The sequence below is a fragment of the Kineococcus radiotolerans SRS30216 = ATCC BAA-149 genome, assembly GCF_000017305.1.
Taxonomy (GTDB): Bacteria; Actinomycetota; Actinomycetes; order Actinomycetales; family Kineococcaceae; genus Kineococcus; species Kineococcus radiotolerans.
This window is the reverse complement of sequence record NC_009664.2, coordinates 1,065,310-1,084,300: the sequence shown is the minus strand read 5'-3', so window position 1 is coordinate 1,084,300 and position 18,991 is coordinate 1,065,310. Positions and strand designations below refer to the sequence as shown.

Genomic DNA, 18,991 nt, shown 5'->3' with positions numbered 1-18,991 from the left:
CGATGACCGGGTGCTTCGGGAGAACGGTGAGGGCGAGGTCGCGCGCGGCGGCGGCGAGGGCACCCGGCGGCGCCCGCAGGTCCCGCGCCTGCGGCGGGTCCCGCTCGTGGGCGGCGCGGTCGAGCCCCCGGACCCGGCGCAGCGGCGGGTCCTGGACACCCCCGCGGGCAGCGGCCCGCTGGTGGTGCTCGGCGCCCCGGGCACCGGGCGCACCCGCACCCTGCGCGAGCTCGTCGCGACCCGCGTGGAGCGCGACGGGCTGGCCCCGGACCGCGTGCTCGTGCTCGCCCCCAGCCGCCGCTCCGCGGACCTGCTGCGCGACGACCTCTCCCGGCGGCTGCGGCGCACCACCGGCCAGCCCGCCGCCCGGACCCCGCAGTCCTACGCCTTCGGCCTGCTGCGCCTGGTCCACGCCCGCGACGGCGCCCCGCCCCCGCGGCTGATCTCCGGCGCCGAGCAGGACGCGATCCTGGCCGAGCTGCTGCGCGGGCACCTGGCGGTCACCTCCCCGGAGGGGCCGGACGCGGCGGAGCTCCCCGAGCTCGACCCCGCCGGCGCGTCCACCGCGACGGGCGGGCTGCGCGTCCCGGGCTGGCCCTCCGACGTCCCCCGCGCCTCCTGGGGGCTGCGCAGCTTCCGCAACGAGCTGCGCGACCTGCTGATGCGCGCCGTCGAGCGCGGGCTGGGCCCCGCCGACCTCGCCGACCTCGGGCGCGCGCACGCCCGCCCGGAGTGGTGCGCCGCCGCGGACCTGCTCGAGGAGTACCTCGCCGTCAACGCCCTCGGCCGCGCCGACGCCTACGACCCGGCCGGTGTCGTCGACGAGGCCGTCGCCGCCCTGCGGGCCGAGCCGGAGCTGCTGGCCGCCGAGCGCGCCCGCTGGGACCTCGTCGCCGTCGACGACGCCCACGACCTCTCCGAGGCCGCGCTGCGGCTGCTGGAGGTGGTGGCCGGGGGCCGCGACCTCGTGCTCGCCACCGACCCCGACAGCGTCACCCAGGGCTTCCGCGGCGCCGACGCCCGCACGGCCGCGGAGCTGGCCGACCGGTTCGGGCCCCGGCCCGGGGTGGGCGCGACCACGGTCGTCCTGGGCACCGACCACCGCCAGCGCCCCCTGCTGCACGCGGTGAGCCGGGCGGTGTCCACCCGCATCGGTGCCCTCGGGGGCGCCCCGCAGCGCGCGGCCCGCCCCGCCCCCGAGGTCGCCGTGGAGCGCGGGCGCGTCGAGGTCGCCGTCCTCGCCTCCGCGACCCAGGAGGCCTCCTGGGTCGCCCAGCGGCTGCGCCGGCGCCACCTGCTCGACGGGGTCCCGTGGTCGCAGATGGCCGTCGTCGTCCGCTCCGCCGGGCACACCGCCGCCCTGCGGCGCAGCCTCGCCGCCGCCGGCGTCCCGCTCGCGGTCCCGCTGGCCGAGGTCCCCGTCCGCGACGAACCGGCCGTGCGGCCGCTGCTGAGCGCCCTCACCGTCGTCCTCGACCCCGCCGCGCTGGACGACGCCGCGGCGCGCGAGCTCGTCACCTCGCCCCTGGGCGGGGCCGACGTCGTCGCCCTGCGGCGGCTGCGGCAGTCGCTGCGGCGCAGCGAGCTCGCCGCCGGCGGGGGGCGCACCAGCGACGCGGTGCTGACCTCCGCGCTGGCCGGGGCGCTGGCCGCCCCGGCGACCGACCTCGCGGCGGCGACGGGCGACCTCGCGCTGCTCGGCGCCGACGACCCCGCGCTCGGGCCCGCGGTGCGCGTCGCGCTCGTGCTGCAGGCCGGCCGCCGGGCCCTCGCGGCCGCGGCCGCGGGCACGAGCGCCGAGACGGTGCTCTGGCACCTCTGGGACGCCAGCGGGCTGGCCGCGCGCTGGCAGCGCGCGGCGCTGGCCGGGGCCGTCGTGGAGGGGGCCGACGCCGGCCGGGCCGACCGCGACCTCGACGCCGTGCTGGCCCTGTTCGAGGCCGCGGGGCGCTTCGAGGACCGCTTCCCCGGCGCCGGCAGCGCCCGCCGCTTCCTCGACCAGCTGATGGCCGCCGAGGTGCCCTCGGACACCCTCGCCGACCGCGCTCCCGACGCCGGGGCCGTCACGCTGACCACCCCGCAGGGCGCGGTGGGCCGCGAGTGGGACCTCGTCGTCGTCGCGGGGGTGCAGGAGGGCGTCTGGCCGGACCTGCGCCTGCGCGGATCCGTGCTCGGCGCGCAGGCCCTCGTCGACGTCCTCCAGGGCCGCGACCCCGACGGCCCCGGGGCGCGGCGGGCGGTGCTGGAGGACGAGCTGCGGCTCTTCCACGTCGCCGTCACCCGGGCCCGGGAGGAGCTGGTGGTCACCGCCGTGCGCGACGAGGACGAGCGGCCCTCGGCCTTCCTCGACGTCGTCGCCGACGCCGCGGGGCTGCGGACCCGCGCCGACGAGGAGGAGGAGCCCGGGCTCGCGACGGTCCCGCGGGCGGTGTCCCTGCCGGCGCTGGTGGCCCGGTTGCGGCAGGTCGTCTGCGCGCCGGACGCGGTCGAGACCCCGCAGCGCAGGGCGGCCGCGGCGGCCCGGCTGGCCGAGCTCGCCGCGGCCGGGGTCGCGGGGGCGGACCCCTCGGAGTGGTACGGCGTGCAGGAGCTCACCGACGACGGCGCGCTGCGCGGCCCCGGCGAGGAGGTCCCCGTGTCCCCCTCGCGGGTGGAGAGCTTCGAGCGCTGCGGCCTGCGCTGGCTGCTGGAGAGCTCCGGCGCGCGACCGGGCGACTCCACGGGCCAGGCGATCGGCAACCTCGTTCACCGCATCGCCTCCGAGGCCCCGGAGGCCGACGCGTTCGAGCTGCGGCGCCGGCTGGACCTGCTGTGGCCCACCCTGGGCCTGCCCGACGGCTGGGTCGCCGAGACCGCGCGCGCCCGGGCGCTGCGGATGGTCGACAAGCTGGCCGAGTACCACCGCGACGCCCGCGCCGAGGGCCGGACGCTGGTCGGGGTCGAGCTCGACGTCGACGTCCAGGTCGGGCGGGCCCGCGTCCGCGGCCGGGTGGACCGCCTCGAGCGCGACGCCGAGGGCCGCGCGGTCGTCGTCGACCTCAAGACCGGCAAGGTCCAGCCCTCCCGCGCCGAGGTGGAGCGGTCCCCCCAGCTGGGCGTCTACCAGCTCGCCGCGCAGGAGGGCGCCTTCCCCGCCCCGCCCACCGGCCCCACCGGCACGGGGGGCGCGGTGCTCGTCCAGCTCGGCGGCACCCAGAAGAAGGCCCCCGTGCAGCACCAGCGCGCCCTCGACGAGGACGACGACCCCGGCTGGGCGGCCGACCTGCTCGCCCGGGCCGCCGAGGGGATGGCCGCGGGGCGCTTCGAGGCCGTGGTGGGGCCGTACTGCGGGTCCTGCCCGGTGCTGAGCAGCTGCCCGGCCCAGGAGGCCGGCCGCAGCGTCGTCGAGGAGGAGGGCCGGTGAGCGCCCGGCTGAGCGCGGTCGAGATCGCCCAGCGCCTGGGTCGGCCCACCCCCACGCCCGAGCAGGTCGCCGTCATCGAGGCCCCGGTCGAGCCGGTGCTCGTCGTCGCCGGCGCGGGATCGGGCAAGACGGAGACGATGTCCTCGCGGGTGGTGTGGCTGGTCGCCAACGAGCTCGTCGCCCCCGAGGACGTGCTGGGGCTGACCTTCACCCGCAAGGCCGCCGGCGAGCTCGCCGAGCGCGTCCGCCGCCGCCTGCGCGGGCTGCGGGCGGTCGGGCTGGGCCCGGCCCCCGCGCCCGGGGCCGGCGCCGACGGCCCCCACGGTCTCGGTGACGGGGAACCTGTGGTGTCGACGTACCACGCCTACGCCGCCTCCCTGGTGACCGACCACGGCCTGCGCCTGGGCGTGGAGCCGCAGTCCACGGTGCTCTCCGACGCCGGGGCCTGGCAGCTCGCCTCCGACGTCGTGGAGTCCTGGCTGGGGGACCTGCCCGGGGTGGAGGCCGCGCCGAGCACGCTGGCCGCCGCGCTGGTGCAGCTGGCGGGGGAGTGCGCCGAGCACCTCGTCGACCCCGGGGAGCTGGTCTCCTTCGTCGACGACCTCGAGACCCGGGTCCGCGCGCTGCCCAAGGACGACCGCAGCGTCGCCAAGCTCGGGGCCCACGTCCCGGGGGAGCCGTACGCGAAGGTGCGCGACCTGCTGGCGGTGCAGCGGGCCCGGAAGGCGGTGGTGCCGCTGCTGGAGGAGTACGTGCGCCGCAAGCGCGACGCCGAGCAGCTCGACTTCGGCGACCAGGTCCTCCTCGCGGCCCGGCTGGCCCGCGAGGTCCCCGCGGTCGCGGCGGGGGAGCGGGCCCGGCACCGGGTCGTCCTGCTCGACGAGTACCAGGACACCTCCTACGCGCAGCTGATGCTGCTGCGCGCGCTGTTCGGCGCCGGCCACCCGGTGACGGCCGTGGGCGACCCCCACCAGTCCATCTACGGCTGGCGCGGGGCGAGCGCGGGCAACCTCGGGCGCTTCCCCGGGCACTTCCCCCGCGCCGACGGCACCCCGGCCGCGCGGCTGCCGCTGGCCACGAGCTGGCGCAACGACGAGGCGGTCCTGGCCGCCGCCAACCTCGTCGCCGCCCCGCTGAACGCCGCCCCGGGGGCCGGTGCGGTCGCCGTCCTGCGCCCCCGCCCGGGGGCGGGCACGGGCCGGGTCCGCGCGGCCTTCTCCGCCACCGTCGAGGAGGAGGCCGCCGAGGTCGCCGCGCGGCTGGCGGAGGTGTGGCGCGCGGACTCCGAGCGCCTCGCCGTCCAGCGCCGCGTCCCCGGCGCCGACCCCCGCCCCCGGCGCACCGCGGCCGTGCTGTGCCGCAAGCGCAGCCAGTTCACGGTGCTGCAGCGGGCGCTGCGCGACGCGGGGCTGCCCGTCGAGGTCGTCGGCCTGGGCGGGTTGCTGACCACCCCGGAGGTCGCCGACGTCGTGGCGACCCTGCACGTCCTGCACGACCCGGCCCGCGGCGACCACCTCGCCCGGCTGCTCACCGGGGCCCGGTGGCGCCTGGGGGCGCGCGACCTCGCCGCGCTGGGCGCCTGGGCCCGCCACCTCCAGCACCGGCGCGCCGGGCTGCCCCCCGACCCGCACGAACCGGGGGAGGAGCCCCTCGTCCTCCCCGACGAGGTCGAGGCCGTGAGCCTCGTCGAGGCCCTCGACGACCTCCCCGGGGCCGGGTGGAGCGGCCCGGACGGCCGGAGCCTCTCCCCCCGGGCGCACGCCCGGCTGTCCCGGCTGGCCGCGGTGCTGCGCCGGCTGCGCAACCGCACCCACCTGCCCGTGCCGGACCTGGTCGGGGAGGTCGAGCGGGCTCTGCTGCTCGACGTCGAGGTCGCGGCCCGCCCGGGCAGCTCCCCGGCCTCCGCCCGCGCCAACCTCGACGCCCTCGCCGACGCCGCGGCGTCGTTCTCGGCGGGGTCGCAGCGCCCGGGGCTGGGCGGGTTCCTGGCCTGGCTGGATGCCGCGGAGGTGCGCGAGCGGGGTCTGGAGCAGGGCGCCTCCGAGGTGTCCACGGACGCCGTGCAGCTGCTCACCGTGCACGCCAGCAAGGGCCTGGAGTGGGACGTCGTGGCCGTCCCCGGCCTGGTGGAGAGGACGTTCCCCGCCTCCGGCGAGACCGACCCCGGCTGGCTCGGCGGGTCGGGCGCGCTGGGGGTGCTGCCCTACCCGCTGCGCGGGGACCGGGAGGGCCTGCCGCGCTTCGACGTCGAGGGCGCCGGGACCCAGAAGGAGCTCGACACCGCCCGCCAGCGCTTCCTCGAGGCGTGCGGGCAGCACCAGCTCGCCGAGGAGCGGCGGCTGGCCTACGTCGCCTTCACCCGCGCCAAGGAGGAGCTGCTCCTCTCCGGTGCGCACTGGGACGACGCGGCGAAGCCGCGCGAACCCTCCCGGTTCCTGCGCGAGGTCCTCGAGGCCCCGCGGGGTGCGGTCCCCGGTCTCGTCGTGGTCCCGCCCGCCCCGGCGCCGGAACCGGGGGCTCCGAACCCGCGCACCGCGAACCCGCAGCGGGTGGTGTGGCCGGTGGACCCGCTGGCCTCGCGCCGGGTGGAGGTCGCCGCCGGGGCCGCCCTGGTCCGGGCGGCGATGGCGGAGCGGGCGGCCGGTGGGGCGGCTGGCCCCGAGGCCGGTGGACCCGAGGGCGGGGCCGTGGACGAGGAGACCGCGGCCTGGGCCGAGCAGAGCCGCCTGCTCCTCACCGAGCGCGCCACCGCGCACGACGCGCCCGGGGTGCTGCTGCCCGCGCACCTGTCCGCCTCGCGGCTGGTGACGCTGGCCCAGGACCCCGACGCGCTCGCCCTGCAGCTGCGCCGCCCGGTGCCGCAGGAGCCGCGGCCCGCGACCCGGCGGGGCACCGCGTTCCACGCCTGGCTGGAGCAGCGCTTCACCGCCAGCTCCCTGCTCGACCTCGTCGACCTACCCGGGTCCGCTGACGAGGACGCCGCCGACGACGCCGAGCTGGAGGCCCTGCAGCGCCGGTTCCTGGCCTCGGAGTGGGCCGCGCGCGACCCGGTGGCCGTCGAGGTGTCGGTGGAGACCCCCGTCGCGGACCTCGTCGTGCGCGGGCGCGTCGACGCCGTCTTCGCCGCCGTCGGCGCCGACGGGCGCACCCGCTGGGACGTCGTGGACTGGAAGACGGGCCGGCCCCCGGAGGGGGAGGCGGCCCGGGCCCGCGACGTGCAGCTCGCGGTCTACCGCCTGGCCTGGTCGCGCTGGCGCGGGGTGCCGCTGGAGGACGTCAGCGCGGCGTTCTTCTACGCCTCCACGGGGGAGACGGTGCGCCCGGTGGACCTCCTCGGCGCGGAGGACCTGGAGCGGCTGGTGCGGTCGGTGCCGCCGGCGTAGCCCCGGGGTGTGCCACCATCTCCGCGCGGACCCACCCCGGCCCCGGGGCCGGTGCCGGGCGGGGGGAGCGCGGGATGCAGCTGTACCGACTGATGACGGACGTGCTCGTGGGTCCGGTCTGCCGGCTGCTGTACCGGCCCGTGGTCGAGGGGCTGGAGAACCTGCCTCCCACCGGTCCGGCCCTCCTGGCCTGCAACCACCTGTCGATGATGGACCCGGTGTTCCTCCCGGTGGTGCTGCCCCGGCAGGTCTCGTTCATCGCCAAGGCCGACCTGTTCCACGGGCGCGGGCTGCGGGGTCGTCTCGTGGCCGGGTTCGTGCGCGGGGTGGGGATGCTGCCCGTGGACCGCTCCGGTGGCCTCGCCGCGCAGGCCGGCCTCGACGCGGCGGTGGCGGCGCTGCGGGCGGGACGGGTCTTCGGCGTGTTCACCGAGGGGACCCGGTCCCCCGACGGCCGCCTCCACCGGGGGCGGACCGGGATCGCCCGGATCGCGCTGGCCTCGGAGCTGCCGGTGCTGCCGGTGGCGGTGATCGGCACCGACGCGCTGTTCCGCCGGACCAGGGTTCCGCGGATCCGCCGGGTGCGGGTTCGCATCGGCGAGCCCCTGGACGTCAGCGGCCACGCGGGCGGGCAGGACGACCCGCTGGTGCTCAGGGCCGTCACCGACGAGGTGCAGGCCGCGATCCGGGCGCTCTCGGGGCAGGAGTACGTCGACGTGTACGCGGGTGGCCGGGGTGGTCCGGTCCCGGAGCGTGCGCCGGTGCGGCCCGGGGTGCCCGCCCAGGGCTCTCAGCCGAAGGTGAGGTCCACGACGACGCCGCGGTGATCGCTGCCGCCCACCCGTTCGATGCGGGCGCTCACCCGGGCCTCCGCCGGCAGCCCGTCGGCGAGGGCGTGGTCGAGCTGCACCCGCGGCGCGGGGGCGGGGAACGTGGGACCGGTCACCAGCGCCCGCCAGGGCAGCACCCGCCGCACCACGCCGGGCGGCAGGTTGAGGTCCCCGAGCAGGACGAGGGGGCGGGGCAGTTCCGCGGCGAAGCGGCGCACGGCGCGCAGCTGGGCCACCGAGCGCGCGGGGGAGAACGACAGGTGCGTCCCCAGGACGCTCACCGGGCCCGCGGCGGTGGCCACGACCGCGGCGACGACGGCGCGGGGTTCGTCGGGGATCCACCGCAGCCCCTGGCCGGGCACGGGCAGCGGCAGCCGGGCCCGGCCGGGCGCCATCCGCTCCTCCCGCCACTCCAGGACGGGCAGCCGCGACAGCAGCGCGACGCCGTAGGACGGCTCGTCGGGCACGGTCCGCTCGGCGGGGGTGAAGCCGTCCACCACCCCGGGGGTGCCGTGGACGGTGGCGACGAAGCGGCCGCTGGAGCCGGTGGCCGCGGCCAGCAGCGCGGTCTGGTCCGCGCGGGCGCTGCGGGGCAGGAGGTGGTCGACCTCCTGGACGGCCACGACGTCGGCGTCCAGCGCCGCGACGGCGGTGGTCAGCACGAAGGTGTCCACCGCGCCGGAGGCCAGGTCGCGTCCGGACGCGGCGTTGACGGAGGCGATCCTCAGGTGCACCGGGGGCCGCTCAGGGGCCCAGCGGGGTGGAGTCGGCGTGGGCGTCGAGGTCGTCGAGCATCCGCTGGGCGTCCTCGACGATCGAGGCGTCCTCGATCCGCAGCCCCAGCAGCAGCCACCGCGCCAGCGCCAGCTCCCCGGCCAGGCGCGCGCGCAGGAGCAGGTCGGGGTCCGGGGGCTCGCGGCGGGCGTGGGCGTAGGCCTCGAGGACGGACTCCAGGGCGTCGGGCTCCGCCCCGACGGCGAGCCAGGCGAAGTCGTCGGCCGGGTCGGCGATCTTGGCGTCGACCCAGCCGGTGATGCCGGTGAGCCGGGAGCCGTCGGTGCGGACGTGCTCCCCGACGAGGTCGCCGTGCACGGGGGTGGCGGCGAAGCGCCAGTGGGTGACGTCCTCCATGAGGACCTCCCAGCGGGTCAGCAGCCGCGGCGGGACGTGACCGGTGGCGGCGGCCCGGTCCAGCTCGGACAGCCGTCGCCGGCGGTACTCCTCGGCGTCGTAGACGGGGACCCCGGCGTCGCCGAAGACCCCGGCGTCGATCTGGTGCAGCGCGGCGAGCCCGGCGCCGATGGACGCGGCCAGCCCCGGGCCGGGACGCAGGTCGGCGGGGTCGAGGGGGGAGCCGGGCAGCTCCCGGTGCACGACGCAGCGCCCGCCGTCGGGCAGCGCCAGCGTGCCGGCGGGTTCGGGCACGGCGAAGGGCAGCGGCTCGACGAGCCCCGCGAGCAGCTCCACCTCGGCGTCGAGGGCGGCGGCGGCCGCGGCGCGGCGCGGGGCCCGCACGACGAAGCGGCGGCCCTCCGCGTCGACCACGACGGCGACGTCGAAGTCGGCGCCGTCGGTGTCGGTGGGGCCCGCCGCGACGACGTCCAGCCCCGGCACGGCGGCGGTGGCGAGGGCGGCGAGGACACGGGGGGAGCGGGCGGACACACCCCCACGGTATTGCGCGGCGGCCTGCATAGGGTGCAGGTGTGACCCCCGTGCCCCTCCCGAGCCCTCCGCTGCGCGACCTGGCGCTGTCCCGCCAGCACCTCGACCGGGCCGGGGTGAACCGGGTCTCGCCCTCGCGGCTGGCGGAGCTGTGGGCCTCCCCGGGCACCCGGGTCCTGCAGGTCCACGCCGGGCGCGCCCCCGTGGTGAGCACCCCCGCGGGCCCGCGGCTGGTCCTGCGCGCCCCCGCCGAGGTCCCCGCGCCCGGCCCGGACGACCTGCAGCTGTACCTCGGCGTGGACGACGGCGTGCACCACGTCGCGGTCGTCTCGCCCGACGCCGAGCCCGAGACCACCGACGGCGCGGGCGGCGGCGAGGAGTGGCGCGGGCTGCGCGAGGTCGGGGAGCAGTTGCCCGCCCGCGACGCGGGGCTGTTCACCGAGGCGCTGTCGATGGGCAACTGGCACGCGGTGACCCGGTTCTCCCCGCGCACCGGTCAGCCGCTGGTCCCGGCCTCGTCGGGCTGGGTGAAGGTCGAGCCCGACGGCAAGGAGCACTTCCCCCGCACCGACGCCGCGGTCATCATGGCCGTGATCTCCCCCGACGACGAGCTGCTGCTGGGCCACCAGCCGGTGTGGCCGGAGAACCGCTACTCGGTGCTGGCGGGGTTCGTGGAGCCGGGGGAGTGCTTCGAGGACACCGTGCGGCGCGAGGCGTTCGAGGAGGCCGGGATCGTCGTCGGCTCCGAGCCCGACGACGTGCGCTACCTGGGCAGCCAGCCCTGGCCGTTCCCGGCGAGCCTCATGGTGGGGTTCGCAGCGCGGGCGGTGACCACCGACATCAAGGTCGACGGCGACGAGATCGCCCTCGCCCGCTGGTTCAGCCGGGCGCAGCTCGCCGAGGAGCTCGCCGCGGGCCGGGTCCTGCCCCCGCCGGGGGTGTCCATCGCCCGCCGCCTCATCGAGGCCTGGTACGGCGGCCCGATCCCCGTCCCCGACGAGCGGCCCTGGGCCTGACCGCTACGGCCGCAGCAGCTCCGCGGGGTGGCGGGGGTCCTCGCACCGCAGCACGGCGGTGGCGAGGTCGGCGGGCTCGCTGAGCTCCAGGTAGCGCCGCCAGCCCCCGAGCACCCGGTCGGCGTCCCCGGCCGGGACCCGGCGCCGGATCGCGGCGTCGGAGGTCGACAGGTGCAGCACGGCGTCGAAGCCCCACCGGACGTCCTCGCGCAGCAGGAACGGTCCCGCGAACACCAGCACCGCGTCGTCGGGGACGTCCTGGCGCGGGGCGCGGGAGGCCCGGTCGGTCGCCGGGTCGTACAGCGACGGCACCCACCACCGTCCGCTCGGCGCGCCGAGGGGGTCGAGGACCTCGCGGTACAGGCCCGCGACGTCGAGCCAGGTGTCGTGGAAGGCGTCGGGGTCGTCGCGGCCGAACTCGTAGCGCAGCGAGCGCGGGCGCCAAAAGCCGGACCAGTCCGCGACGAGGACCGGACGCGCCCGCTCCCGCAGGGCCGCGACGAGGTGGTCGGCGTACCAGCGGGTGTCGGCGTCGACGGCGCCGTCCACGCCGACCCGCGCGCCCGCGGGCAGGGCCGCGGCCCACCGGTCGGCGAACTCGCGCGGGCCGGTGGGCCGGAAGGTGGTGCTCAACCGCCGGGGGTCAGGCGAGCTTGGCCTTGACCTCGGCCAGGGAGGGGTTGGTCGCCGCGGAGCCGTCGGGGAAGAGCAGCGTCGGCACGGTCTGGTTGCCCCCGTTGACCTGCATGACGTACTCGGCCGCGTCGGGGACCTCCTCGATGTTGACCTCGGAGTAGCTGATGCCCTCGCGGTCCATCTGCGACTTCAGGCGGCGGCAGTAGCCGCACCACGTCGTGGTGAACATCGTGACGCTGCCGGCCGCGGGGGCCTCCATCGTGGACACGCACTGCTCCTGTCTCGAGGTCACCGCGGGTCGCGGTGACGTGCCCCCCGTGCAACCGCGGGAGCCACAGGCATCTTCCCCGGCGCGTCGTCCACGACGCGCCGCCCACCTGGCCCCGGCTGTCGGTGCGGTGGGAGAAGATGCCGGGGCCATGACGACGACCACCACGACGCGCCCCGACGCCGACTCCGTCCTCGCCGGCCTCGACCCCGAGCAGCGCCAGGTCGCGACGACCCTCGAGGGTCCCGTCTGCGTGCTGGCCGGGGCGGGCACGGGCAAGACGCGGGCCATCACCCACCGCATCGCCTACGCCGTGCACTCCGGCGCGTACGTGCCCAACCGCGTCTTGGCGGTCACCTTCACCGCGCGCGCCGCGGGGGAGATGCGGACCCGCCTGCGCGACCTCGGCGTCGCCGGCGTCCAGGCCCGGACCTTCCACGCCGCCGCGCTGCGGCAGCTGCAGTTCTTCTGGCCGCAGTCCATCGGCGGGACGCTGCCGAACCTGGTCGAGCACAAGGCCCCGCTCATCGCCGACGCCTGCAACCGGCTGCGGATCCCGGCCGACCGCACCCGGGTGCGGGACCTGTCCGCGGAGGTCGAGTGGACCAAGGTCATGCTCGTCGACCCCGACGACTACGTGCGCGTCGCGGCCGCCGCCGGGCGCGGGGAGCCGGGCGGGCTCGACCTCGCCTCCGTGGCCCGCCTCGTGCGCACCTACGAGGACGTCAAGACCGACCGGGCCGTCATCGACTTCGAGGACGTCCTGCTGCTGACCGCGGGCATCCTCGACGAGCGGCCCGACGTCGCCGCGACCGTCCGCGAGCAGTACCGCCACTTCGTCGTCGACGAGTACCAGGACGTCTCCCCGCTGCAGCAGCGGCTGCTGGACCTGTGGCTGGGCGGGCGCCAGGACCTCTGCGTGGTCGGCGACGCCAGCCAGACCATCTACTCCTTCGCCGGGGCCACCCCCGAGCACCTGCTGGACTTCCCCCGCCGCCACCCCGGCACGACCGTGGTGCGGCTCGTGCGCGACTACCGCTCCACCCCCGAGGTCGTCGGCCTGGCGAACTCGGTGCTGTCGATGGCCACCGGGCGGCACGCGCAGGCCCGCCTGGAGCTCATCGCCCAGCGTCCCTCCGGCCCGCCGCCCTCCTTCACCGCCTACGACGACGACGTCGCCGAGGCCTCCGGGGTCGCGGCCCGCATCGCCGCGGAGGTCCGCGCCGGGCGCAGCGCGAAGGACATCGCGATCCTGTTCCGCACCAACGGCCAGTCGCAGGCCCTGGAGTCCGCCCTCGCCGACGCCGGGGTCGGCTACGTCGTGCGGGGCGGGGAGCGGTTCTTCTCCCGCAAGGAGGTCCGCGACGCGATCGTGCTGCTGCGCGGCGGCGCCCGGGCGGCCCTGCCGGGCCACGACCTCGGCACCGAGACCCGGGCGGTGCTGTCCTCGGCGGGCTGGGACGAGAAGGCCCCCACCGCCGGGGGGGCGACCCGCGAGCGCTGGGAGTCGCTGCAGGCGCTGGTCGTGCTGGCCGACGAGCTGGCCGAGAAGCGCCCGGGGGCGCAGCTGAGCGACCTGGTGGACGAGCTGGTGGAACGCAGCCAGGCCCAGCACGCCCCGACCGTGGACGGGGTGACGCTGGCCTCCTTCCACGCGGCCAAGGGCCTGGAGTGGGACGTGGTGTTCCTGGTCGGGGTGAGCGAGGGGCTGCTGCCGATCTCGTTCGCGGAGACCCCCGACGACGTCGAGGAGGAGCGCCGGCTGCTCTACGTCGGGGTGACCCGTGCGCGCGAGGGGATCCACCTGTCCTGGGCGAACTCCCGGACCCCGGGCGGGCGGGCCACCCGCAAGCCCTCCCGCTTCCTCGACGCGGTCCGCCCGCAGGCGGCGCCCGCCGGGCGTCGCGCCGGTGCGGTCACGCCCGCGGGGGCCCGCACCAAGCGCACCAGCGGCCCGCTGCTCTGCCGGGTCTGCGGGGCCTCGCTCACCGTGGCCGTGGAGCGCAAGCTCGGGCGCTGCACCGACTGCCCCTCCAGCTACGACGAGGCCGTCTTCGAGAGGTTGCGCGAGTGGCGCAGCGCGACGTGCAAGGCGGCCGAGGTGCCGGCCTACGTCGTGTTCACCGACGCCACCCTGGTCGCGATCGCCGAGGCGATGCCCGGCGACACCGCGGCCCTGGCCCGGATCCCCGGGGTGGGCCCGGCGAAGCTGGAGAAGTACGCCGACGACGTGCTGGCGGTCCTGGCCGCCGGCTGAGTCCGGTCCTGCCGTCCCGGGTTCGGCGGAATCGTTGCGGGGCAACGGTTCCGCGGGCGGTTGAACGTCGGAGGGGAACTCGTCGGGGAATCGGCGGGAAAAGGCGTTGTCGCCGCGACGCCGGTACCCCTACAGTCAGGAGCACGACAGCGCGAGGACGGATCCCGCGCGGACGCAGTGGAGAGGGGGGCAGCACGATGGACAGCACCGTGAACGCGGTCACCGCGAAGACCGGCACCGTCGACGCCCTCGTCGCCTGCGCGCTCACCCAGGTTTCCCCGATCGCTGCCACCGGCACCGCGTGGGAGCGCAGCCACGCCTCCACTCCCGTCATGACGACGGGTGGAGTGCGTCTGCTCCCGGGGACCACCGGGCGCCTGCGCCGGGCCGACCACGGCACCTCCTCCTCCTTCCCGTCCTCGGGACCCTCGACCTCGAGTCCACCGGTCTAGCTCCAGACCGGCAGCCTCTCAGGCCGCGGATCCCGATTCCCTCGGGTCCGCGGCCATTTTGCGTTCGTGGGCTCTTCGACGCCGAACCACTCGCCGGAGAACGCAGAGAGATGACACCGCAGACCCCGTCCCAGCCCACGCACCCGACCCGACCGGGTCGAGGGGACCGATCGAGCACCCGTACCGCCGGTGACGCCAGGAACGTCGCCGTGACCCAGGAGGAGGTGAGCGGCGTGACCCGCCGCCACACGCCGGACCCGTTGCCCTGCCGCCGATTCGACTCCGAGCTCTGGTTCGCCGAGAAGCCCGACGACGTCGAGCTCGCCAAGTCGCTGTGCCAGGAGTGCCCGCTCCTCGACGCCTGCCTCGCCGGGGCGCTGGAGCGCAACGAGCCCTGGGGGGTGTGGGGCGGCCAGCTCGTCCTCTCCGGGGTCGTCGTCCCCCGCAAGCGTCCGCGCGGTCGCCCGCGCAAGCACCCCGTCGCCGCGTGAGCGCGCGGCGGGAACCCCTGACCGGAACCGAACCTGGAGTCGCCATGTCCTACGTCGAGGAGATGCTGGTGCGAGAACGCCTCGTCACCCTGCACCGCGAGGCCGCCCGGGTGCGGGCGGCCCGCGCCCTGCGCGCCCGTCGCCAGGCCGAGGTCGCCGCCCGCCGCGCCCTCGTGCTGGCCGTCCGCGCCGACCGCGCCGAGGCGGCGGCCGCCGCGGCCGCCGGCGAGCGCGAGTTCGCCGCGGTCTGATCCGCCCTCCCGGGCGGGGCCGCCGCTCCCCTAGGGGACCGGCAGCTCCACGCACCCGCAGCCCGGGTGCGGCCCCCAGCCCCGCCGCCGCACCCGCCCTTCGGGCAGGAGCAGTTCGAGGGTGCAGCCCAGGGCTGCCGGGAGAGCTCCGTCCAGGTGCGAGAGCACCTGCAGCGCAGCGACTCCTGCGACCGTCGCCGCGGTCGCGGCGTCGGTGGGCCGGGGTGCGGTGCGCGACAGCGCGTCCCGCACCGCCGGCCAGACCGGGTCCGCGTCGGTGCGCCAGCGGTCCACGCAGCGCAGGCACGCCGAGCGGCCGGGCAGCACCATCGGCCCCACCAGGGCGTCGGTGTCGCGCAGGACCACCGACAGGTGGGCGACCCCGTCGGCCACCAGCCCGTCGGCCAGGACGGGGCGGGCGCTGTGCTCGTCGAGCAGGACGACGACGTCGGCCGCTCCGGGGTCGCCGGGCCGCCCGGCGGTCCGGGTCCCGGCGGGCACCGCCTGCGGGCGCTCGCACAGCAACCGCCCGACCCCGGCGTCGGCGAGCAGCTGCAGCAGGACGTCGGCGGTGCGCGGCGACCCGACGACGGCGACGCCCGCCTGCGCCCGCAGCGCCATGCGCTCGGCGGGGTCCGGTCCGGACCGGTCGTAGACCGACCAGGCGCGTCCCTCCTCCGCGCCGGGGTGGGCCGGGCGGCCCGGTCCGCCCCAGGGCCCGGCCACGACCGGCGGGGTGCGCAGCACGACGGCGCTGCGCGGGGCCGACCCCACCTGGAACCGGCCGTCGGGGCGGGCGACGACGGGGACGGCGGAGGGGAGGGCCCCGCGGGGGACCGGGGTGGCGGGGGAGGGCACGCGGTCACTGTGCCGCAGCCGCGCCGGGGGTGGACCGCGTCGTCCACAGGCGCTCCCCGCCGGCGGTGGCCCCGCCGCGCGGGGTCACCGACCGGTGGTCGGGGCGGGGTGGGGCGCGGTCAGGACGCCTTGCCGAGGATGCGGTTGAGGTTGGTGTCGCACACGGGGCACTTCCCCTTCGCCATCCGGCGGCCGTTGGTCTCCACGACCTGGCCCTCCGCCTCGCGCTTCTCCTTGCACTTCACGCAGTAGAACTCCCCGCTCCAGATCTCGGCCATGGTGCCTCCTCGTGTCGTTCGCCTCCGGACGGCGGTCCGCGCTGGGCCACCCCGGCCCGCCGGCGGGCCGGTGGTCCTGACCGGCATCGTGCCCTGCGCGGCGCCGCGGGGCGCGCCGGCGCGTTCCCCCGGCCCGCCCCGGGCCTGCCCGCCACGACGCGCACCGCGCGGATCCCGGAAGGGGGGAGGCTCCCGGGGGCGGGACGGGTACCCTGCCGGGGGTGAGGGCCCACCAGGAGGGTGCACCGGCGCTCGACGCTGCCCCCGCGGCGCTCGAGACCCGCGACGGCGCCCCGGAGCGCCGCGCCGCGGCCCCGCCCCACCCCGGTGCCCGGGTCGACGGCGGCCGGGTCGACGGCGGCCGGGCCGACGGTGGTCTAGTGGACGTGCGCCGCAGCCGCCGCCGGACCCGGACGGTCTCGGCCTACCGCGACGGCGAGCGCACCGTGGTGCTCATCCCCGCGCGCTTCACCCCGGCCGAGGAGCGGGAGTGGGTGGACCGGATGGTCACCCGCCTCGAGGCGGCCGACCGCCGGCGCAACCCCCTGGAGGGGGACCTCCTGGAGCGCGCCCGCGAGCTGTCCCGCCGCCACCTGGACGGGCTCGCCCGGCCCGCGTCGGTGGCCTGGGTCGAGAACCAGCACCACCGCTGGGGGTCGTGCACCCCCGCGGACGGGAGCATCCGCCTCTCCAGCCGGCTGCAGGGGATGCCCAGCTGGGTCCTGGACTACGTGCTGCTGCACGAGCTCGCCCACCTGCTGGTGCCCACCCACTCGCGCGCCTTCTGGGCGCTGCTGGAGTCCTACCCCCGCACCGAGCGGGCGCGCGGGTTCCTCGCCGGGGTGGACCACGCGACGGGCCGCGAGGGTCCCGGTCACCACGACGACGACGAGGACGTCACCGACGGGGACGCCGCCCCGGACGGGCACCGCGTCGTCCGCGTCGACGGGGTCGGGGACGGGTCCTCGGCCGTCGAGGTCGTCACCACCTCCCGCTGACGCCGCACCACCACCGGACCACCACCGGACCGCCGCCGGACCGCGGTCCACCACCCGCTCCGGCCCGGGTTCCCCCGGGCCGCGCGCCGTCGTACCCGTCCGGCGGGTTCTCGGTCACAACCCGGTCACGAACCCCGCTGAGGGCCTGGTGGAGGTATATGTTGCGGCGCACAACTTACTCCCGGCGGCCGCCGCCGGGAGGCGGAGATGCGAAGGGGCATCCATGCGCATTCGATCCTCAGTCCTGCTCGCGACCGGCGTGGCCGGCGCGCTCCTGGTGTCGTCCTGCGGCAGCAGCGACCCCGGGGCGTCCTCCACCGAGGGCGGGGAATCCTCCTCCTCGGCCGCGGAGGTCGGCGTGATCCTCCCCGACACCAAGTCCTCGGCCCGCTGGGAGTCCTTCGACCGGCCCCTGCTCGAGAAGGCGTTCGAGGACGCCGGCGTCGAGGCCGACATCCAGAACGCCCAGGGCGACGCGTCGAACATGCAGACCATCGCCGACCAGATGCTCACCCAGGGCGTCAAGGTCCTCGCCATCGTCAACCTCGACTCCGACTCCGGCGCCGCGATCCAGGCCAAGGCCAAGAAGCAGGGCGTGCAGACGATCGACTACGACCGCCTGACCCTGGGCGGTTCCGCCGACTACTACGTCTCCTTCGACAACACCAAGGTCGGGGAGCAGCAGGGCCAGGGCCTGGCCCAGTGCCTCGGGGCCGGCGACAAGAACATCGTCTACCTCAACGGTTCCCCGACCGACAACAACGCCGGGATGTTCTCGGCCGGCGCGCACAGCGTCCTCGACCCGATGACGAACTACAAGGTCGTGGCCGAGCAGTCCGTCCCCGACTGGGACAACCAGCAGGCCGCCACCATCTTCGAGCAGATGCTCACCCAGCAGGGCGGCAAGATCGACGGCGTCCTCGCCGCCAACGACGGGCTGGGCAACGCCGCCATCTCCATCCTCGCCAAGAACGGGCTGGCCGGCACGGTCCCGGTCACCGGCCAGGACGCGACCACCCAGGGTCTGCAGAACGTCCTCGCCAAGACCCAGTGCATGACCGTCTACAAGCCGGTGGACGAGGAGGCGAAGGCGCTGTCCGACATCGCGATCGCCCTCATCAAGGGGGAGGAGCCGAAGACCACCGGCACCGCCGAGGACACCACCGGTGGCCGCGAGGTCAAGTCCATCCTCCTCGAACCGCAGCTCATCACCCGGGACAAGGTCAAGTCCGTCGTCGACGCCGGTTTCGTCGAGGCCGCGGAACTGTGCACCGGCGAGTTCGCCGCCGCCTGCACCGAGCTCGGCATCTCCTGACCGGACCCGCTGCTCACCACCTCCGCACGACCCACCGGTACCCCGCCCGCGCGCGGGGTACCGGCGGGCCGTTCCCGCGCTCCCCGAGGAGGGGTCCATGAGTTCCACCACCACCGACGCGCCGGCGCTGCTGTCGCTGCGCGGCATCGACAAGAGCTTCGGCGCCGTCCAGGTGCTGCACGGCGTCGACCTCGACGTCCGGGCCGGGGAGGTCACCGCCCTCGTGGGTGACAACGGCGCCGGCAAGTCGACGCTCGTGAAGTGCATCGCCGGCATCTACACCATCGACGCCGGGCAGTACCTGTTCGAGGGGAAACCCGTCTCCATCAGCGGCCCCCGCGACACCGGCGACCTCGGGATCGAGGTCGTCTACCAGGACCTCGCGCTCTGCGACAACCTCGACATCGTCCAGAACATGTTCCTCGGCCGCGAGAAGCGCCGGGGCGTGCTGCTCGACGAACCGACGATGGAGGAACTGGCCCGCCAGACACTGGCCGGCCTCTCGGTCCGCACCGTCCGCTCGGTGCGCCAGCTCGTCTCCAGCCTCTCCGGCGGTCAGCGCCAGACCGTGGCCATCGCCAAGGCGGTCCTGTGGAACTCCCGCGTCGTGCTGCTCGACGAGCCGACCGCGGCCCTCGGCGTGGCGCAGACCCGCCAGGTCCTCGACCTCGTGCGGCGCCTGGCCGACAATGGCCTCGGCGTCGTGCTCATCTCGCACAACCTCAGCGACGTCTTCGAGGTCGCCGACCACATCACCGCGCTCTACCTGGGCCGGTCGGCCGCGACCGTGCGGACCCGCGACGTCACCAGCAGCCAGGTCGTCGAGCTCATCACCACGGGACGTTCCGGCGACCTCGGTCTCGCTCCCGCCACCGCTTCCGCCCCGGTCTGAG

The 18,991-nt window shown here is 76.9% G+C and carries 17 protein-coding genes; 11 read left to right on the top strand and 6 right to left on the bottom strand.

The window, feature by feature from the left end:
- Nucleotides 1-10: 10 nt before the first annotated feature.
- From KRAD_RS05250 to KRAD_RS05240, 3 genes are all read left to right on the top strand, one after another.
- The gene (locus tag KRAD_RS05250; RefSeq protein ID WP_049821077.1) at nucleotides 11-3,403 is read left to right on the top strand and encodes an ATP-dependent helicase; all 3,393 of its coding nucleotides are present in this window, start codon (nucleotides 11-13) and stop codon (nucleotides 3,401-3,403) included.
- The gene (locus KRAD_RS05245) at nucleotides 3,400-6,786 is read left to right on the top strand and encodes an ATP-dependent helicase (protein WP_012084486.1); all 3,387 of its coding nucleotides are present in this window, start codon (nucleotides 3,400-3,402) and stop codon (nucleotides 6,784-6,786) included. Before KRAD_RS05250 ends, KRAD_RS05245 begins: the two co-directional genes overlap by 4 nt.
- Before the next feature lie 74 nt (nucleotides 6,787-6,860).
- The gene (locus KRAD_RS05240; RefSeq protein WP_012084485.1) at nucleotides 6,861-7,613 is read left to right on the top strand and encodes a lysophospholipid acyltransferase family protein; all 753 of its coding nucleotides are present in this window, start codon (nucleotides 6,861-6,863) and stop codon (nucleotides 7,611-7,613) included.
- Here the strand turns inward: KRAD_RS05240 and KRAD_RS05235 are convergent.
- Entirely contained in the window at nucleotides 7,577-8,350 is a 774-nt protein-coding gene (locus KRAD_RS05235) for an endonuclease/exonuclease/phosphatase family protein (RefSeq protein ID WP_012084484.1), read from the bottom strand. The two genes, KRAD_RS05240 and KRAD_RS05235, sit on opposite strands and share 37 nt — an antisense overlap.
- Before the next feature lie 10 nt (nucleotides 8,351-8,360).
- On the bottom strand, nucleotides 8,361-9,278 hold the full coding sequence (locus KRAD_RS05230) for a macrolide 2'-phosphotransferase (protein ID WP_041291915.1): 918 nt from the start codon (nucleotides 9,276-9,278) through the stop codon (nucleotides 8,361-8,363).
- A 41-nt stretch (nucleotides 9,279-9,319) separates the two neighbouring features.
- On the opposite strand from KRAD_RS05230, the gene nudC reads away from it, so the two are divergent.
- Entirely contained in the window at nucleotides 9,320-10,294 is a 975-nt protein-coding gene (nudC, locus tag KRAD_RS05225) for an NAD(+) diphosphatase (protein WP_083781965.1), read from the top strand.
- Between the two features lie 3 nt (nucleotides 10,295-10,297).
- Here nudC and KRAD_RS05220 read toward each other — a convergent pair whose 3' ends face one another.
- A complete protein-coding gene (locus tag KRAD_RS05220) occupies nucleotides 10,298-10,927 on the bottom strand; it encodes a nucleoside/nucleotide kinase family protein (protein WP_012084481.1) in 630 nt (209 codons plus the stop codon).
- A gap of 10 nt (nucleotides 10,928-10,937) precedes the next feature.
- Nucleotides 10,938-11,189 (bottom strand): mycoredoxin, encoded by a 252-nt coding sequence (locus KRAD_RS05215; RefSeq protein ID WP_041292701.1) that lies wholly within the window; start codon nucleotides 11,187-11,189, stop codon nucleotides 10,938-10,940.
- Between the two features lie 160 nt (nucleotides 11,190-11,349).
- On the opposite strand from KRAD_RS05215, the gene KRAD_RS05210 reads away from it, so the two are divergent.
- The 4 genes from KRAD_RS05210 to KRAD_RS05195 all read left to right on the top strand — a co-directional run bounded on the left by KRAD_RS05210 (nucleotide 11,350) and on the right by KRAD_RS05195 (nucleotide 14,649).
- Entirely contained in the window at nucleotides 11,350-13,455 is a 2,106-nt protein-coding gene (locus KRAD_RS05210) for an ATP-dependent DNA helicase UvrD2 (protein ID WP_012084479.1), read from the top strand.
- Nucleotides 13,456-13,652: 197 nt separating this feature from the next.
- A complete protein-coding gene (locus tag KRAD_RS05205) occupies nucleotides 13,653-13,907 on the top strand; it encodes a hypothetical protein (RefSeq protein WP_012084478.1) in 255 nt (84 codons plus the stop codon).
- Nucleotides 13,908-14,116: 209 nt separating this feature from the next.
- Nucleotides 14,117-14,398, top strand: coding sequence for a WhiB family transcriptional regulator (locus tag KRAD_RS05200; RefSeq protein WP_238985709.1), 282 nt, complete (start codon nucleotides 14,117-14,119; stop codon nucleotides 14,396-14,398).
- A gap of 44 nt (nucleotides 14,399-14,442) precedes the next feature.
- A complete protein-coding gene (locus KRAD_RS05195) occupies nucleotides 14,443-14,649 on the top strand; it encodes a hypothetical protein (RefSeq protein WP_012084476.1) in 207 nt (68 codons plus the stop codon).
- A 30-nt stretch (nucleotides 14,650-14,679) separates the two neighbouring features.
- On the opposite strand, the gene KRAD_RS23960 is transcribed toward KRAD_RS05195, so the two are convergent.
- Both KRAD_RS23960 and KRAD_RS26510 read right to left on the bottom strand, forming a co-directional pair.
- Nucleotides 14,680-15,507 (bottom strand): hypothetical protein, encoded by an 828-nt coding sequence (locus KRAD_RS23960; protein ID WP_012084475.1) that lies wholly within the window; start codon nucleotides 15,505-15,507, stop codon nucleotides 14,680-14,682.
- A 119-nt stretch (nucleotides 15,508-15,626) separates the two neighbouring features.
- Complete coding sequence (locus tag KRAD_RS26510) at nucleotides 15,627-15,785, bottom strand: DUF5679 domain-containing protein (RefSeq protein WP_085956122.1); 159 nt, start codon at nucleotides 15,783-15,785, stop codon at nucleotides 15,627-15,629.
- A 380-nt stretch (nucleotides 15,786-16,165) separates the two neighbouring features.
- Here KRAD_RS26510 and KRAD_RS05185 point away from each other — a divergent pair, with 380 nt between their 5' ends.
- From KRAD_RS05185 to KRAD_RS05175, 3 genes are all read left to right on the top strand, one after another.
- Nucleotides 16,166-16,783, top strand: coding sequence for a M48 metallopeptidase family protein (locus tag KRAD_RS05185; protein WP_203417684.1), 618 nt, complete (start codon nucleotides 16,166-16,168; stop codon nucleotides 16,781-16,783).
- Between the two features lie 223 nt (nucleotides 16,784-17,006).
- Nucleotides 17,007-18,098, top strand: a complete 1,092-nt coding sequence (locus tag KRAD_RS05180; RefSeq protein WP_012084472.1) for a sugar ABC transporter substrate-binding protein — start codon at nucleotides 17,007-17,009, stop codon at nucleotides 18,096-18,098.
- Between the two features lie 97 nt (nucleotides 18,099-18,195).
- Nucleotides 18,196-18,990: an ATP-binding cassette domain-containing protein gene (locus KRAD_RS05175; protein WP_012084471.1), complete on the top strand. Its 795-nt coding sequence runs from the start codon at nucleotides 18,196-18,198 to the stop codon at nucleotides 18,988-18,990.
- The last annotated feature ends 1 nt before the right edge of the window (nucleotide 18,991 follow it).

What these genes read in the sequence shown, in the direction of transcription:
- KRAD_RS05240 (WP_012084485.1), top strand. Translation starts at nt 6,861, where the DNA reads ATGCAGCTGTACCGACTGATGACGGACGTGCTCGTGGGTCCGGTCTGC.
- KRAD_RS05215 (WP_041292701.1), bottom strand. Translation starts at nt 11,189, where the DNA reads ATGGAGGCCCCCGCGGCCGGCAGCGTCACGATGTTCACCACGACGTGG.
- KRAD_RS05210 (WP_012084479.1), top strand. Translation starts at nt 11,350, where the DNA reads ATGACGACGACCACCACGACGCGCCCCGACGCCGACTCCGTCCTCGCC.
- KRAD_RS05205 (WP_012084478.1), top strand. Translation starts at nt 13,653, where the DNA reads ATGGACAGCACCGTGAACGCGGTCACCGCGAAGACCGGCACCGTCGAC.
- KRAD_RS05195 (WP_012084476.1), top strand. Translation starts at nt 14,443, where the DNA reads ATGTCCTACGTCGAGGAGATGCTGGTGCGAGAACGCCTCGTCACCCTG.
- KRAD_RS26510 (WP_085956122.1), bottom strand. Translation starts at nt 15,785, where the DNA reads ATGGCCGAGATCTGGAGCGGGGAGTTCTACTGCGTGAAGTGCAAGGAG.
- KRAD_RS05180 (WP_012084472.1), top strand. Translation starts at nt 17,007, where the DNA reads ATGCGCATTCGATCCTCAGTCCTGCTCGCGACCGGCGTGGCCGGCGCG.
- KRAD_RS05175 (WP_012084471.1), top strand. Translation starts at nt 18,196, where the DNA reads ATGAGTTCCACCACCACCGACGCGCCGGCGCTGCTGTCGCTGCGCGGC.